The sequence below is a fragment of the Stenotrophomonas sp. STEN147 genome, assembly GCF_056757995.1.
On record NZ_JBRRCG010000002.1, the window covers coordinates 271,073 to 287,114 of the forward strand.

A 16,042-nucleotide genomic window follows, 5' to 3' on the forward strand; every position below is an offset into this window, starting at 1 on the left:
CGGTGGTGATCGAACTGTCTCCCTATGCCCTGCGGCTGGCGTTGTACCTGGCCTTGATGCTGCTGTTCGGCAGGATGCTGTTCATCCGCCCTGCGCCTGCGCGTCGCATCTTCCTGCCACTGGCCGTGATCGCGCTGGCAGTCGTGCTGCTGGACGCGGCGGTGCGGGTGACAGGCGTGCTGGGGCTTCCGCTTGCCGCGGTCGATCAAGCGACCGTCGCATGGTTCACCACCGCCACACCGGTCGGCGAAGCGGCACTGGTGCGTGCGCTGGCGCTGCTGGCAATGCTGCCGCTGCTTGCCGCAAGCGCGAAAGTGGCCGGGGCACGCCGTGTCATCCTGCTGCCGCTCTCGGCGGTCGCCCTGGCAAGCCTGGCCTGGAACGGCCACGCCGCCGCCGGCGACGGCATCCGCGGTGCGCTGCGCCTGGCGGCCGGGACCGTCCACCTGCTCGCCGCAGGCGCATGGGTCGGCGCGATCGCCGCGGTGCTGCATCTGGCCCTGCGCACCCAGGGCCCTTCCCTGCGTGAACGCACCCATGAACTCTGGCAGGTGGCGCATGGTTTCGCCCTGCCCGGTACGGTAATCGTGGCCCTGCTGGCGATGACCGGCACCTATACCTACGCGGATCTGCAGGGCTCGCTGCAGACCCTGTTCAACACCGCGCACGGGCGCTGGCTGCTGTTCAAGCTGGCCCTGGTCGCGGGCATGCTCGGCCTGGCCGCGCTGCACCGCTGGCGGCTGGTGCCGGCACTCGCCACCGCCATCCGTGGCGGCTGGCAGTTCCGCCCGCTGCGCTCGCTGCGTCACAGCCTCACCTTCGAGGCCGCACTCGGGCTGCTGGTACTGGCCTGCGTGGCCGTGCTCGGCACGCTGGACCCGCTGGCATGAGGGCGGCGCTGCTCGGGCCGGCATGCCCACGATGAAGCTGCTGATCGTCGAAGACGAGCCCAAGACCGGCAATTACCTGCGACAGGGCCTGATCGAAGCGGGCTACGTGGTCGATCTCGCCTGCGACGGCGTGGACGGCCTGCATCTGGCGGCAAGCGGCGAGTACCAGCTGGTCATCCTCGATGTGATGCTGCCCGGTCTCGATGGCTGGAACGTCCTGTCGCGCCTGCGCGATGCGGGGTGGCAGGTGCCGGTGCTGTTCCTGTCGGCGCGCAGCAGCATTGCCGACCGCGTGCAGGGGCTGGAACTGGGTGCCGATGATTACCTGGCCAAACCTTTCGCCTTCGCCGAGCTGCTGGCACGCGTGCGTACCCTGCTGCGACGCGGCCAGGGCCAGTCTCAGCCTGACCGCATCGTCGTCGCCGATCTGGTGGTGGATACGCTTCGCCGGCGCGTGGAGCGCGGTGGCCAGCGCATCACACTGAGCCCGAAGGAATACGCGCTGCTGGAGCTGCTGGCACGACGGCGCGGCGAGGTCCTGCCACGCTCGTTGATCGCCTCGCAGGTGTGGGACATGAATTTCGACAGCGACACCAATGTCATCGATGTGGCGATACGCCGCCTGCGCGCCAAGATCGACGATGGCTTCGCCGAAAAGCTGGTGGTCACTGTGCGCGGGATGGGCTACGTGCTGGAGGCACCCGAGGTCGAAGCAGCGCAACCGCAATGAGCCTGCGACGCTCCATTGCCGTCCGCCTCACCGTGCTGTTCGCCACGGTCGGTACGCTGGTGCTGGCTGCACTGGGCGTGGCGATCTATCTGAGCGCGCGCCATGATCTGGTCGCACAGGATTTCGCCGAACTGGAGAACAAGGCCGCGTTGATCGCCGACCTCGCCGGCAGCGGCACGTCCGATGAGCGCGCCCAGCGCCTGGGCGATGCGCTGCGCCACCATCCCGATATCGCCTTCCACATCGTCGATGAGCAGGGCGGCGTGCTCTTCTCCACCGCGCCGCAGGCCTTGCGCGCGCATGCGCGGACCCAACCCGCCGACACTGAACCGCGCCGCCATGACTGGACGCTGGCCGACGGAAGCCGCCTGCACGCCCTCAATCTGCGGCAGACGCTGGCCGATGGCAGCAGCCTGGCCACCCTGCTGGCGATCGACGATGCGCGCCATGCCGACTTCCTGCAGCGCTTCCGCCACCTGCTGGCCGTCGCTCTGGTCGCTGCTGCGGTGGCCAGCAGCCTGCTGGGGGGCTACGTCGTGCGGCAGACGCTGCGCCCACTGCGCACGCTGGCCGACGAGGCCCGCCATATCACCGCCGGACGACTGCAGCGCCGGCTCACGGCCGAGCACGTGCCCGTCGAACTGGAACAGCTGGCGCAGAGCCTGAACGGGATGCTGGCGCGGCTGCAACAGGACTTCGAGCGCCTCAGCGGGTTCTCCGGAGACCTCGCCCACGAACTGCGTACGCCGATCACCAACATGCTGACCCAGGTGCAGGTGGTGCTCGCGCACCCCCGCAGCAACGAGTCCTATCGCGAGACGCTGCTCTCCTGCGCGGAAGAGCTGCAACGGCTGGCACAGACCGTGGGAGATCTGCTCTATCTGGCCCAGGCCGAAGCACCCGGCGCCCTGCCCTCGCGCGAGGGGGTGGCGCTGGATGCGATGGTCGATGCGCTGCTGGAGTTCTACGATCTGCTGGCCGAGGAGCGCCAGCTCACGCTGCGGCGGGAAGGCAGCGCAGAGGCCAACGGCAACCGCCTGATGCTGCACCGGGCGGTCGCCAACCTGCTTTCCAACGCCCTGCAGCACGCCACGCCGGGTACGGAGATCGTGGTGCGGCTGGACGGCACCGGGCCCACGAGCCGGATTGCTGTCCACAACCTCGGTCCGTCGATTCCCATGCAGGCACTGCCCCGCTTGTTCGACCGGTTCTTCCGCGGCGAGCGCGGCCGGCACGAGGGCGCCGGGCTGGGATTGGCGATCACCCGCGCCATCGTGCAGGCCCATGGTGGATCGGTGAGCGTGGTCTCCGACGCATCGGGCACCGTGTTCGAGCTGGCCCTGCCGGGCGCTAGCGGTCCGGCGCAAACACGCCGGCAATCCAGTCGATGAATACCCGCAACCGCGGCGACGGCGTGCGGTTGCGCGGGTGAACCAGGCTCAACGGGCTGGGTGTGGGCGGCGATTCCGCCAGCAACTCCAGCAACTGACCACGTTCGATATAGGGATCCAGCCGGTAGCGCGGCGCCTGGATGATCCCGAGCCCCGCCAGTGCCGCCCCCAGGAAGGCATCTGCGCCGGATACCCGCACGGTTGCCGGCAGAGGCACATGGCGCACCTGCCCGGCCTGCTGGAACTCCAGAGGAATCAACTGTCCGCTGGCACCGGAACGGAAACCGACCATCCGATGACCGGACAGCAGCGCGTCGATGCTGTCCGGCAGCCCATGCGAACCCACGTAGGACGGTGAGGCAACGGTGACTTCGCGCAGCAGTGCCAGGCGCCGCGCGACCAGATCGCTGTCGGCCAGGGTGCCGACCCGAAGCGCGGCATCCACGCCTTCGCGCAGCAGATCCACGTAGCGATCCCCCTCGCTCACGTCCAGCTCGATGTTGGGATAGCGCTGCAGGAACTCGGGCAGGTGCGGAAACAACAAGTGCCGACCAAGCGTTCCGTGCACTTCGATGCGCAGCGTGCCGCGCGGCGGAACATCACGGAATGCAGCTTCGGCGTCGTCCATGTCGGCGATCAGCCGCAGGCAGCGGCCGTAGAAGGCTTCGCCCTCCAGGGTGGGCACCACCCGCCGCGTGGTCCTGTGCAACAGCCTCACCCCCAGCCGCCGCTCCAGCGCCTTGATCGCGTCGGTCACCGTCGCCCGCGGCAAGCCCAGGTCCTCTGCGGCGCGGGTGAAACTGCGGCGTTCGACGATACGGACGAAAGCGCGCAGGGCGGTGAATCGATCCATTGTTCGACCATCCGGATGATGTTGTCGGATTCTCCATGATTATCCGGACGCCAGGAACCAGCAAGATGATGGGGCGCCACGCGGGCGCGTCTTCGACGGAAGCCTTCATGTCCACCTCCTCTCCCCGTACCGTCGCCCTGGTCACCGGCGGCTCCCGCGGCATCGGTGCCGCGATCTCGCGTCGGCTGGCGGCCGACGGCCATGCGGTTGCGATCAACTATGCCGGCCGCCGCGAAGAGGCTGATGCCCTGGCCGCCGAGCTGGTCTCCGCCGGCGGCCAAGCCATTGCGCTGCAGGCCGACGTGGCCGATCCGCAGGCGGTGAGCCGCTTGTTCGATGCCGTCGAGGCTCGTTTCGAGGGCATCGATGTGGTGGTCAACAGCGCCGGGGTGCTGCAGCTCGCGCCGCTGTCAGCCACCGATGATGCGTTGTTCGATCGGGTCACCGGCATCAATCTCAAGGGCGCCTTCAACGTGCTGCGCGAGAGCGCGCGTCGCGTACGCGACGGCGGCCGCATCGTGGCGCTGTCCACCAGCGTGGTCGGCCTCAAGCTGGAGAATTACGGTGTCTACGCGGCAAGCAAGGCGGCCGTGGAAACCCTGACGGCGATACTCAGCAAGGAGCTGCGTGGCCGTGGCATCACGGTCAATGCCGTGGCACCCGGCCCGACCGCGACCGACCTGTTCCTGGAGGGCAAGTCGCCGGAACTGATCGAGCGCCTGGCGCAGATGAATCCGCTGGAGCGGCTGGGCACGCCGGACGACATCGCCGGCGCGGTGGCTTTCCTGGCTGGAACCGACGGCGGCTGGATCAATGGCCAGGTGCTGCGAGCCAATGGCGGGATGGTGTGACAGCAAAGCCGCCGGGCATGGCCCGGCGCTACCGTTACGGCGTTGACATCGAGTACGGCGCCTGCGCGCCCTGCCCGGGCCAGTCCCTGTTCGGCTCGGCCTGCATGGTGAAGCGCAGCTCGCCCCCGGCCATGATCTCGTCGTGGCGCAGGAAGGTGCGCTGCAGCGGTTTGCCGTTCAGGGACACACTGCCCACATAGGTGTGCCTGTCATCCAGCCCCTCGGCCACGATGGTGAAGGTCCTGCCGTTGGGCAGGCGCATGGCGGTCCTTGGCAGGAACGGGCGGCCCAGGATGTACTCCCCCGAGCCCGGCGCCACCGGATAGAAGCCCAGCGCGGTGAACACGTACCACGCCGACATCTGGCCCACGTCATCGTTGCCGGCCAGGCCATCGGGACGGTCGGCGTACTGGCTGTCCATGATCTGCTTCAGGCGCGCCTGCGTGCGCCAGGGCTGGCCAGCGTAGGCGTAGAGGTACGCAACGTGATGACTGGGCTCGTTGCCATGCGCATACCAGCCGATCAGGCCGGTGATGTCTTCCATGTGCTCGAAGACCGCCGGATCGACCGTGGCGTTGAACACCTCGTCCAGCCTCGCCAGCAGCCGGTCGCTGCCGCCATGCGCGGCGGCCAGGCCCGCCACGTCCTGCGGGACGTACCACGAGTACTGCCAGGCATTGCCCTCGGTGTAGTCGGTGCCGTAGCCGCTGGCGCTGGGATCGAACGGGGTGCGGAAACTGCCGTCGCGCTTGCGCGCCCGCATGAAGCCGGTGTCCTTGTCGAAGGCATTGCGCCAGTTCGCCGCACGCTTGTCGAATGTCGCCGCGATCTCGCTCCTGCCCATCGCCTGCGCCATGCGCGCGATGGTCCAGTCGTCGAACGCGTATTCCAGGGTCTTGCTGGCCGCTTCGCCCTCTTCATCGATGGGCACATACCCCAGCTCACGGTACTGCGCGATGCCGTCGTAGGGACCGTAATTGGCGGTCTCCACCATCGCGTCGAGCGCCTTTGCGGCGTCGAAGCCGCGGATGCCCTTCACATAGGCGTCGGCGATGACCGGCACCGCGTGGTAACCGATCATGCACCAGTCTTCCAGGCCGTGGAACGACCACACCGGGAGCATGCCGTACGGGCTGTGTTCGTGGTGCGCCAGCATCGAGTTGATGAAGTCGCTGTTGCGTTTTTCCGGCTGCACCAGGGTCAGCAGCGGATGCAGCGCCCGGTAGGTGTCCCACAACGAGAACGTGGAATAGTGGGCGTAGCCCTTGGCGACATGCACGGCGTTGTCGGGGCCGCGATACTGGCCATCCACATCCATGAACAGCGTCGGCCCCAGCATCGTGTGGTACAGCGCGGTGTAGGCGCTGCGCCGCGCATGCTCCGGCGCATCGATGTCCAGCACCGACAGTGCCTGCGTCCATTCCTGCCGGGCCTGCGCACGCACGCGGTCGAAGTCGAAGTCGGCGACCTCGGCATCCAGGTTGGCGATCGCACCGGCCTCGCTCACGGGCGAGATCGCCACCTTCACCACCAGCGGAGCATCCAGCCTGCCGAAATCGAACGTGCCGACCAGCTGGCGGCCTTCGATCTGTGCACGCTGTGCCGGATCTTTCTCACCGGGCGGCGGGAAGCCCTTGTACACGATGTCCTGCTCGGTGTTGTGCAGCGCATGGCCTGCCAACGGTTGCGAGAAGCGCATGGCGAAGTACAGCTGGCGCCCCGGCGCCCAGCCGCGGGTCTCGCGGAAACCGGTGATGGTGCCGTCCTTGCGCACCCGCACCCGCGACCACAGCACCTTGCCCGGGTAGTCGTACATGCTGGTCCGCATGTCCAGCAGTACCTTGGCATCGACGCCCGTGGGGAAGGCATACCGATGCACACCGACCCGGGCGCTGGTGGTCAGTTCGGCGCGCACCTTGTAATCGTCCAGGGTCACCGCGTAGTAGCCCGGTTCGGCCTTTTCGTCGTCATGGCGGAAGCGCGACGCATAGCCGCTGCCGGGCCGTTCGGGGTCGCCGCGCTCCAATCCCGGGTTTCCGGTGAACGGCATCACCAGGACGTCGCCGAGATCAGAATGGCCGGTGCCGGAGAAGTGGGTATGCGAAAAGCCGACGATGCTGCTGTCGTCATAACGGTATCCGGCGGCCCAGCCGTAGGCCTTCTCACGCGGCTGGATGCGCGTGTCCGGGCTGAGCTGGACCATGCCGAAGGGTACCGTCGCACCGGGGTAGGTATGCCCTTCGCCGCCCGTGCCGATGAAGGGGTCCACCGAGGCATACGCCTTGTCGGCGGCGGACTTCGAAGGCGCTGCCCAGGCCGCGCCGGAGGCGAGCATGGCAGTGGCGGCGAAGGCGATCAGGAGACGACGGTCCAGCATGGGCATCGGCATTTGGATCGATTCAGATGGTATCCCGATGCTAGCACCAGTGCCCGTGCATCGCATGCTGCAGTGCGGCCGCAGTCCCCGGTGCAGCGTGCCCTCAGTCGGGCAGCGCGCCCTCCAGCTTCGCCAGATCGGCACGCAGGCGTGGGCGCACCACGCGCGCCACTTCCCGGCCCTCATGCAGCAGGATCACCGTGGGCCACAGTTTCACCTGGAACGAGCGCCCGAGTGCACGCCCTTTCCCATCCTCGATCTTCCAGTGCGCCAGATCATGTGCTTCCACGACCTGCTGCAGCGCCGGCTGTGCCGCCTGGCAATGGCCGCACCAGGGCGCACCGAATTCCAGCAGCTGCCAGCCGTCGCGCGCCTCCACTTCGGCGCGTGACGGCTCGCTGGACAGGTGCGTGCGCATGAAGGGCACCGAGGTTACCCCGCCAGGCTGCGCTGGATGTCTGCCAGCGGCGCGTTGGTCAGGTCCTTGGCGATGTCGCCCAGCAACCGTGCCTGCGTCTCCTTGTGCAGCAGCGGACGGATCCGTCCGAGCGTGGTGGGGTCGGCCACCAGCAGCAGGTGGGCATAGCGGTTGTTGAGCGCATCCTCGTTGAGCTGTTCGGCCACCTGCTTGGCGAAGGTGGCTTCGTTGAGCTGGGCGATGGACATGTCCTTGGGAACGGCACCGGCCGGGCCCTGCCCGGAGACGCCCGTCTCGCTGATGTCCTGCAGCCGCAGTTCGCCCTCCTGCTTCAGCGTGAGCTGCTGCGCGCTGCCGACATTGGTGAACACCCGGGCCGAACCACCATCGGCCACCACCACCAGCGTCCCCTCGGGAATCGTTCGTGCCATCGCTGCCTCCTCGTACGGGTTTCGAATGTTTCTGCAGCACCACCCTAGGTCGCCCGCCGTAACCGTGGCGCGCACACAATGTGATCCATTCGTTGGAATGGAAGATCGCGGCTCAACTTGCCCCGGCGCCGGCCGCTACCCACGGCATCACCGCGAGGATCCCCCCATGCATGCTGCCTCCCTGCTCCATGTCTGCTTCGCCGTTGGCCTGGCCGTCGCTGGATGCGCCGGCTGCATCCACCAGTTCCTGCAGGGCCAGCCGGTGCTCGCGCTCGGCATTGCCCTGGCTTCGCTGATGACCACGGGCACCGCGCTGGCGACGCGTCATCTGGCGGTACCGGTCGCGATGGCGCTCACCTGCACCCTGATCGGCGCAGCCGCCACGCACTGACCCGGCCAGCCCTTGAAGGAACGCAGGCGCTACCCGGGCGGCGGCGACAGGCTGGAGGTGGCATCGGTCTGCAGCAGGCTGTCGCGCTCGCGCAGCGGCAAGCGGATCCACGCATCCACGCCCTGGGGTGAGAACGCAAGTTCGCCGCTGCCGCCAAGCTCATAGGGAATGCGCTGTTCGACCAGCGCCCGCCCGAGCCCGCGATGCGAAGGGACGACCCAGTCGTCGTTCACCGCGCGCCGCTCGCGCCAGTGCAGGTCCAGCCAGGCTTCACCGTCGATGTCCTGCACCGACCAGGACACCTCGATCCGCGTATCGCTGTGCACCGATGCGCCGTGCGTGAGCGCGTTGCTGGCCAGTTCATGGACCGCCAGCGACAGCACCTCGGCCGCCTTGGGCGGCAGCAGCACGTCCTCCTCGCCCTGCAGGAGCAATCCGTCGGGCGCGTGTCCCTGCACCGCGATCTCCTGGTCCAGCATGCCACGCAGGCTCACGCCGGCATTGGCGCTGCGGGTGAGCAGGGTCTGCGTGCGGGAGAGCGACATCAGGCGTGCGCACAGGCGGTCAGCGTATTCGTCCACGCTGTCGACCGATTCGCGCGTGCGCCAGGCGATGGCGTGGATCGTGGCCATGATGTTGCGCACGCGGTGCTGCAGCTCGGCCAGCAATACCGCCTGCCGCTCGGTGGCACGCTTGAGATCATCGATGTCCACGGCGATGGCGAACACGCCCGTCACCTCGCCGTCGACATCGCGCAGCGGCGCCGCCGCGACCCGCGTCCAGCGGACACACCCATCATCGTGGGTGAACTGGAACTCCAGCCCGGGCACCACAGTTTCGCCGCGAAGGGCCCGTGCGATGGCGAAATCCTCGGGTGCGATCGGACTGCCATCGGCATGCCAGCCCTGCCACCGGTGCTGGTTGACCGGATCGGCCGAGGGCACCTGGCTGCTGGGAAGATAGGCGCGCATCTGGTCGTTCGACAGCTGCATCCGCCCCTGCGCATCGACAATGCACAAGCCGACCGGCAGTACCTTGAACGCCAGCGCCAGGCGCCGGTCGCTCTCCTGCCGCCGCCGCTCTTCGCGCTCACGCGCGTCCTGCGCCACGTGCGCAGCAGTGGTCTCGAACATGGTGACCAGCACACCGCCGACCTGCCCGTCCTCGCCGCGGAGCGGGCTGTAGGTGATGGTGAACCAGACGTCCTCCAGCCGGCCCTGCCGGGCCAGCGGGTACACCTTGTCCTCGAACGTGACGGTCTCACCCTGCCAGACCCGGTCGTAGATCGGCCCGTTGATGTGCCAGACCTCGGGCCAGCAGTCGCAGGTGGGCTGCCCGAGGCCAGCGGGATGCTTGTCGGGAAGGATCTCGGCATAGCCGTCGTTGTAGAGCTGGATGAGCTCCTGGCCCCACAGGATGATCATCGGAAACCCATGGGCCAGCATCATGTCCACGGTGGCGCGCAGATGCGCCGGCCACCGTTCTGTCGGGCCCAGCGGCGTCCTCGACCAGTCGTGGCGCGCGATGCGGGCATCCATGCCGTCGTGCAGTACGCCCCGACGATGCGCCGAAGGTGCTGCACCGCGCACGGACGGGGAAGCAGCGGTATCCAATCGCCGGCCCATGCCGCGCAGTCAGACCTTGCCCGCAGCAGCCCGCGGTGCGGCGACCAGTCCGGCCAGCTGCCGGGCCAACGCGTCGATATGGTAGGGCTTGGGGCAGCGCGGCGCGCTGGCGAAGCGGCTCGGCAGGTTGTCGTCGTAACCGGAGGTCAGCAGGAACGGCGTCCCCGCCTCGGACAGGCGGTCGGCCAACGGGTACACCTGCTCACCTCCCAGGTTGATGTCCAGCAGGGCGACGTCGATCGGGTGATCATCGACCAGACGCGCCAACTCGCGCAGGTCACCGGCCGGGCCCACGACGTGTGCGCCCTTCAGCTGCAGATAGTCGGCCAGGAACATCGCAATGGCGAATTCATCTTCGGCCACCAGCACCCGCAGCCCCTGCAGCCCCTCCCGTTCTTCGCCCGACTCCAGCACGCTGCACTCCCTGACACGCGCGGCCCGTCCGGCCGCAATGCCCGCAGGATGCGCGAGTTGCCCTACAAGAACGCGTGATGACGGATGAAGACAACAGCGAGATCGCATTCACCTCGGCCAAACACGCTGTGTGCGCGGCCCGCGGTCAGAACGCACGCTCCCATTTCAGGCTCAGCAGGCTGCGGTCATGGCTGTACAGCCAGTCCACATTGCTGTCGATGCGGGTGTAGCGCAGGCTCAGGCTGGGTACCAGGCCTGCCACCGCCAGCCGTTCGCTGCGTACCAGCGCGATGAGGTTCTGCTCGTCGTCATGCCGGCGCGCTTCCAGCAGCGGACTCCAGGCATCGTAGCTGCGCTCGCGCAGCGACAGGAACAGCGTGGCGGTCGTGCCGCTCCACTGCCGCGCCGCGCCGACGCGCAGGCCGCGCTGGCGATAGGCATTGGCCGCGTCGGCCGCCCCGCTGTCGGCCAGATCGATGCCGGCGAAGACGGTCCAGCGCGCAGTGAGCGCACGGAACCAGGTGGCGTACAGCGCTCCCATCGCGCCATCGTAGTTGTCGGCCAGCCCCGGTTGCCGATAGCGCTGGCGCTTCCAGTCCGCCTCCAGCTTCAGCAGGCTGCGCGGGTCCAGCGCGTACTGCCATTCCGCATGCGCGCCTGCGGCGCCCTGCAGTGTACGGTTGCCCAGTGCCTGATAGTCGTAGCCGGGGGCCAGCAGCAGGGTGTGCCGCGCACTGCGCCAGCTGTAGCCCACCTGCACAGTGGCGTTGAGTTCGTTGTAGGCGCGATTGTCTTTCCATGCCTGGCCGAAGGCCAACCCGCGCACATACAGGCCGTGGTGGCCGGCCAGTGCCCAGCGGCGTTCCAGGCTGCCGTCGTAGTCCACCCCCGGCGCGCGCTGGGCATCGGGCAACCTGCGCTCGATGATGCAGTCCTCGCCCACGCCGAACAGGCAGGTGCGGCTGGCCGAACTGCGGTTGATGTTGTCGCTCCATGCAGGTCCGGCGGACAGTGTGCCCTTCCAGCGCCGCCGCGCCTGCAGCGCCTGCAGATATCCCTGCACCCGGCCGCGCACGCCGGCGGTGGCAGGATCGCGGTCATCGATGCCGGCGGCGATCGCAGTGAACAGCGACGTTGCCTCCCGGTCGCGCTGGTCCTCGGCGTAGACCCGCGCCAGTTCAAGCCGCGCAGGCAGGAAGTCCGGCTGCCGGGCCAGCAGGGCCTCGTACTCGAGGGCCGCGCGATGATGCTCGCCCGCAACCCGCGCCAGCGCGCCCTGCGCGTAGTGGCGCAGCAGCGGGTCATGGCCGGGAAGTTCAATGTACTCGTGCAGGAAGGCCTGCGCGGCGGGCCATTGCTGGTGCTGCAACGACAGGTACAGCGCCTGGCCCAGGTCGTCGACCGTGCGCTCCACGCGCAGGGTCCGGCCATCAAGGGTGACGGTCGGCCGGTCCGGTTCGGCCTGTTGCAGGCGCTGCTGGTCCTGGCGTTGATGGCGCACGTCGTTGCCCTGCTCCAGCACGCGGCGCAGGTCATCCTGCTGGGCGTGCGCCGTGGCGGCCAGCGCCAGCAGAAGGAGGCAGAAAAGAGGGAGGCGCATGGTCGATCCGGTTTAAAGCGATGCAGCGGGCCGAAGCAGGGACTGGCGGATCGCGGCTTGTCCCTGCCCTGCCCCGTCAGGGGCGTGGCGATCAGTTCTTGCTGCCGCCGAAGGCGGTGTCGTACTGGCTGTTGCCGGCGAAGGTGGCGATACCGGCCAGGGTGGCGGCATTGGCACCGAAGAACTGGCCCTGGGTGGTGCCACTGACCGAACCGTTGGCGGTGGCTGCGCCTGCGAACGAGGCGGTGGCGCTGTTGATGGTGGCGTTGATGTTGACCGACAGGCCACCACCGCTGAGGCCGCCCAGCAGAGTGCCGGTGCCGAAGTTGGCGCGGAAGGTGCCGCTGAGCAGGTTGCTGCCGTTGAACTTGTTCAGGCCCGCCACACTGTAGGTGGCCACGCCCGCCGGCAGAGTGGTGCCGGCACGGTCGCCGACGAAGTAGACCTGGCGGTTGTTGAAGCCACCTGCGGCGCCGTCCTTGGACCACTCACCGAACCAGACATCGCCACTGCCGACCTTGACGAAGTTGAAGTGGCCCATGCCCGAGTGGCTGCCCGGCGCACCGGTGATCGGCATGGCCAGCGTGCGCACGGTGGTGCCATTGACGGTGGTCGGCACCGAATAGCCGGCCAGGCCCTGGAAATCGACGCGACGGGCGTTGGACACGGTGCCGACGCCGATACCGGCCTTGCCGGCCGAGTGCGGGCCACCGTTGACCTGGGACTCACCGACGGCGACATACAGCTCGGCATCGGTCACCGGACTGGCCGCACCGACGATGTCGGCTGCCTGCGCGGCGCCGGCCAGGGCGAAGGAGGCGGCGACCGCCAGGACGGAACGGGAGATCATTTTCATGGTGTTGCTCCTTGGGTTGAGGGAACTACGGGTACAACGCTTGAATGCAGGTGCTCAGAAGCGTGCGGTGATGCCCAGCTTGAGGGTGCGGCCCGGCGCGGGCAGCGTGGACCGCGTGGCCGGGTCAACGTAGTAGCGGTTGCCGAGATTGCTACCGACCAGCTCCACGCTCGCGTGCTCGTTGAAGCGCCAGCGCGCATACGCATCCACCGTGGTGATGTTTCCCCAGGTGAAGGGCACGTTCTGCCAGAGCAGGCTGCTGCCACCGGCCAGCAACCGGTCGCGGTAGGCCTGCAGGTCCGGATTGTCGTGGCGCCGGTAGTGGATGATCCGGCTGCCCAGCTCCAGTCGTTCGTCGAACAGGCGGGTGCCCAGCGACGCGTTGACCGACAGCTTCGGAATCGCCTGGGTCAGCAGGTAGCCGCTGACGAACCCATCCTGCACGCAGTTCGGGACCAGGCCACGGTTGGCATCCAGCAGCACGGCACTGCTCTCGTCGCAGACCTCGTTCTCCAGCGTGCGGGCGATGCCCAGATCGGTGAAGAAACGGCGGTTGTCGAAGCGCGCCTGCAGTTCGATGCCGCGGATGGTCTGTTTGTCGATGTTGTCGAACAGGAAGTAGGCATCGCGCTCGATCACGTTGCGGGTCTTGTGCACGTAATAGGCCAGCTTGACGTCGGCATCGGCGGTGTTTCCGAACAGCGCCGACAGGTCGTGCACGTAACCCAGCTCGTAGTTGTAGGCATGCTCCGGCTTGAGGTCATACAGCGGGTTGAGGCTGCTGGAGAAGGCGATGGTGCTTTCGAACATGCTCGGGAAACGCACTGCTTCGCTGTAGCGCAGGTAGATGCGCGCGGCCGGCGACAGATGCGCCGTCGCCGAGAAGGTGGGCAGCCACGCGTGATCACGCTGGCGCCGGTTGCTGCCATCCACCGGCCGCGCCTGCACGGTGTTGCCGATGCTGCAGACCAGGTCGCTGCCGGCGAACAACGGCAGCACGCCCGGGATCGCGGCCACCTCGCCGTTGAGGCACGGGTTGGTGGCACGGGCATAGTTGCCGTTGGCGTCGGGCAGCCAGGCGATGTTGTGCTCCACTGCCTGCGGTGTTTCGTAATAGGCCAGCAGTCCCCGGATCGAATCATCGATCACCGAGCCCATGCCGATGCTCTCCCAGAACTCGCGTTCTGCTTCCAGCGCATCGATCTCTGCCTGCAGGCTGGCCGGTCGCTCGGGCAGCTCGTTGACCCGATAGGTGGCCTGCTTGCTGCCCACTCCCTTGGTCAGCAGCTCCGGATGCGCGTCGAGGAAGTCGTCGAAGGCCCAGTAGCGGCTGTAGCGGACGCCGGCGTTGAGGGTGAGGACATCGAGCGGACGCCATTCCAGGTTGAGGTAGCCCTCACCCTCCTGGCGGCGGCCGGCACGCGGAAACATGCGCCACCCATCAGTGGTGCCGAAGTACGGATCGCGCGAACCCAGGCTCTCGTACTGCCAGTTGCCCCCTACGGTCAGGTCGAGGCTGGAGTGCAACGCGAAGCGGTTGCTGACCGTCAGGCCGGTGCGATCGTTGCGCGCGTTGGCCAGCGCGGTATTGCGCAGGATCGGGCTGGCTTCCGGGTCCCATTGCGGATTGCCCGGCGCGAAGTTGGGGAAGCCGCCTGCGGTATAGGTATCGCTGTCGGTCTCGGTACGCCACAGATTGGCATACAGATCCAGCCAGCGGCTGCCGGCCGGCTGCCAGCGATACTCCAGGTTCCAGGCATCCGAGTCGACGCGGCTCAACGGCCACTGGATGCGGCCGTAGTCCGGCGCCGACAGGATGCGCGAAGGCATGATCTCGCCGTAGTGCGAGAGCGTGTGCCGCCAGCTCGCCTTCAGCTGCTGGTCGTCATTGATCTGCCACGTCGCCTTGAGCAGCCACGACTCCTGTTCGCTCGACGTATTGGGCACTTCATCACCCGGCTTGAAGTAGCGGGCCAGCGTGGTGATGTAGTCGATGCCCTGGTACTCGTACTGCTCGCGCGGGTCCTGGTCGTAGTAGTCGCTGCCCTGGCTGCCGGAGAAATAGTTGCCACGCCGGCGCCAGGCATAGGCGGCCATCACGTCCACCGTCTCGCCGCGCAGGCCCAGCGCCAGTCGCCATGCCTGATCCTCGCCATCGAATGGAGTGTTGCCGCTGCGCGACTGCACCGGCACCACCAGGGTGCGGTCGTCATAGGGCGAGTTCGGCGACCCCTGCGGGAAGCCCGGCACCGTCCGGTAGTCCTCGCCGCTGTGGAGGCGTGGCAGGCGTGGCGCCACCGCGTTGCTGCTGCCTTCGATCTTCAGCTCCCCGCCGAAGCGTTCGCCCGCCGCCACGACGTCATCGATGTCGATGGTCCTGATGACCAGCGCGCCGCCGATGCCGCTGTGCACGTCACGCACCAGGCCGGGCCCCTTGATGACCTGGATGCCACCGATCAGGTTGGGATCGATGTAGTTGCGGTTGCTGACGCCGTTGTAGCCCCGCCAGACCGTGAGGGCCTGTTCACCGCCGTCAATGCTCACCGGCACCCGCCCCGGCCCCTGGATGCCGCGGATGTTGATGTCCAGCGCGCCGCTGTTGCGCGCATCGCCGCTGAATACGCCGACCAGATCCTTGACCACGTCGGCCGGGTTGGCGCCACGGAAGCGCTCCACCCGGTCCCGCCCCGAATACGCCGTGGTCAGGTCCAGCGCGAACACGTCGTCATAGCCACGGCGATCGCGCGCTTCGCCGCCTTCCGGCTGCAGACGACCGGCGACGTCCAGCGTATCGGTCACCCGCACCCCTTCCCCCTCGGCCGATGCCTGCGCTGCGTCCGCCGCGGCGCGCAGGCTCCAGGTGCCATCCAGGCCTCGCTGGGCACGCACCCCACTGCCCTGCAGCAGCCGCTGCAGGGCCTGCATCTGGCTGTACTGGCCCTGCACTGCGCTGGAACGACGCCCTTCGACCAGGTCGCTGCGGAACACCACCTGCGCATCGGCCTGGCGCCCGAACGCGCGTACCGCGTCTGCCAGCGACTGCTCCGGGATGGCGTACTGGCGCAGCGCCGCCGCTGTGCTGGGTTGCGCCTGCGCGGCCGGCACCCGGGCCAGCGGCAGCAGTGCGGTGCAGATGGCCAGGGCCAGTGTGGTGGCGCGACGGTGGCAGGCAGACGCCGTGGACGGCATGGACGGAACTCCTCAAGCGTGGGGAA

General features: G+C 68.0%; 14 protein-coding genes. 5 read left to right on the top strand and 9 right to left on the bottom strand.

The window, feature by feature from the left end:
* Nucleotides 1-5 precede the first annotated feature (5 nt).
* From copD to ACVOKU_RS04090, 3 genes are read left to right on the top strand one after another with little or no spacing between them, the layout of a single operon-like run.
* Nucleotides 6-890: a copper homeostasis membrane protein CopD gene (gene copD / locus ACVOKU_RS04080; protein ID WP_481559172.1), complete on the top strand. Its 885-nt coding sequence runs from the start codon at nucleotides 6-8 to the stop codon at nucleotides 888-890.
* A 31-nt stretch (nucleotides 891-921) separates the two neighbouring features.
* Nucleotides 922-1,620: a heavy metal response regulator transcription factor gene (locus ACVOKU_RS04085; protein ID WP_053516367.1), complete on the top strand. Its 699-nt coding sequence runs from the start codon at nucleotides 922-924 to the stop codon at nucleotides 1,618-1,620.
* On the top strand, nucleotides 1,617-3,011 hold the full coding sequence (locus ACVOKU_RS04090) for a heavy metal sensor histidine kinase (protein WP_279941543.1): 1,395 nt from the start codon (nucleotides 1,617-1,619) through the stop codon (nucleotides 3,009-3,011). The genes ACVOKU_RS04085 and ACVOKU_RS04090 overlap by 4 nt, the downstream gene beginning before the upstream one ends.
* Here ACVOKU_RS04090 and ACVOKU_RS04095 read toward each other — a convergent pair.
* On the bottom strand, nucleotides 2,971-3,864 hold the full coding sequence (locus tag ACVOKU_RS04095; protein WP_481559173.1) for a LysR family transcriptional regulator: 894 nt from the start codon (nucleotides 3,862-3,864) through the stop codon (nucleotides 2,971-2,973). The genes ACVOKU_RS04090 and ACVOKU_RS04095 overlap by 41 nt on opposite strands.
* 107 nt (nucleotides 3,865-3,971) lie before the next feature.
* Between ACVOKU_RS04095 and ACVOKU_RS04100 the strand changes: the two genes are divergently transcribed.
* On the top strand, nucleotides 3,972-4,715 hold the full coding sequence (locus tag ACVOKU_RS04100) for an SDR family oxidoreductase (protein ID WP_481559174.1): 744 nt from the start codon (nucleotides 3,972-3,974) through the stop codon (nucleotides 4,713-4,715).
* 34 nt (nucleotides 4,716-4,749) lie between these two features.
* On the opposite strand, the gene ACVOKU_RS04105 is transcribed toward ACVOKU_RS04100, so the two are convergent.
* The 3 genes from ACVOKU_RS04105 to ACVOKU_RS04115 all read right to left on the bottom strand — a co-directional run bounded on the left by ACVOKU_RS04105 (nucleotide 4,750) and on the right by ACVOKU_RS04115 (nucleotide 7,941).
* On the bottom strand, nucleotides 4,750-7,104 hold the full coding sequence (locus ACVOKU_RS04105; protein WP_481559175.1) for a GH92 family glycosyl hydrolase: 2,355 nt from the start codon (nucleotides 7,102-7,104) through the stop codon (nucleotides 4,750-4,752).
* A gap of 91 nt (nucleotides 7,105-7,195) precedes the next feature.
* Complete coding sequence (locus tag ACVOKU_RS04110; protein ID WP_481559176.1) at nucleotides 7,196-7,519, bottom strand: thioredoxin family protein; 324 nt, start codon at nucleotides 7,517-7,519, stop codon at nucleotides 7,196-7,198.
* Nucleotides 7,520-7,524: 5 nt separating this feature from the next.
* A complete protein-coding gene (locus ACVOKU_RS04115) occupies nucleotides 7,525-7,941 on the bottom strand; it encodes a baeRF12 domain-containing protein (RefSeq protein WP_053516277.1) in 417 nt (138 codons plus the stop codon).
* A 166-nt stretch (nucleotides 7,942-8,107) separates the two neighbouring features.
* On the opposite strand from ACVOKU_RS04115, the gene ACVOKU_RS04120 reads away from it, so the two are divergent.
* Nucleotides 8,108-8,332: a hypothetical protein gene (locus ACVOKU_RS04120; RefSeq protein ID WP_481559177.1), complete on the top strand. Its 225-nt coding sequence runs from the start codon at nucleotides 8,108-8,110 to the stop codon at nucleotides 8,330-8,332.
* 29 nt (nucleotides 8,333-8,361) lie between these two features.
* Here the strand turns inward: ACVOKU_RS04120 and ACVOKU_RS04125 are convergent, their stop codons facing one another.
* The 5 genes from ACVOKU_RS04125 to ACVOKU_RS04145 form a co-directional block, all read right to left on the bottom strand.
* Nucleotides 8,362-9,870, bottom strand: coding sequence for a sensor histidine kinase (locus tag ACVOKU_RS04125; protein WP_481559178.1), 1,509 nt, complete (start codon nucleotides 9,868-9,870; stop codon nucleotides 8,362-8,364).
* A 96-nt stretch (nucleotides 9,871-9,966) separates the two neighbouring features.
* Entirely contained in the window at nucleotides 9,967-10,371 is a 405-nt protein-coding gene (locus ACVOKU_RS04130) for a response regulator (RefSeq protein ID WP_481559179.1), read from the bottom strand.
* A gap of 145 nt (nucleotides 10,372-10,516) precedes the next feature.
* On the bottom strand, nucleotides 10,517-11,971 hold the full coding sequence (locus ACVOKU_RS04135; RefSeq protein WP_481559180.1) for a surface lipoprotein assembly modifier: 1,455 nt from the start codon (nucleotides 11,969-11,971) through the stop codon (nucleotides 10,517-10,519).
* 91 nt (nucleotides 11,972-12,062) lie between these two features.
* Nucleotides 12,063-12,827 carry a Slam-dependent surface lipoprotein gene (locus tag ACVOKU_RS04140; protein WP_481559181.1) on the bottom strand — a complete coding sequence of 255 codons (765 nt, stop codon included), beginning with the start codon at nucleotides 12,825-12,827 and terminating at the stop codon, nucleotides 12,063-12,065.
* 54 nt (nucleotides 12,828-12,881) lie between these two features.
* Nucleotides 12,882-16,016, bottom strand: coding sequence for a TonB-dependent receptor (locus ACVOKU_RS04145; protein WP_481559182.1), 3,135 nt, complete (start codon nucleotides 16,014-16,016; stop codon nucleotides 12,882-12,884).
* Between the last annotated feature and the right edge of the window lie 26 nt (nucleotides 16,017-16,042).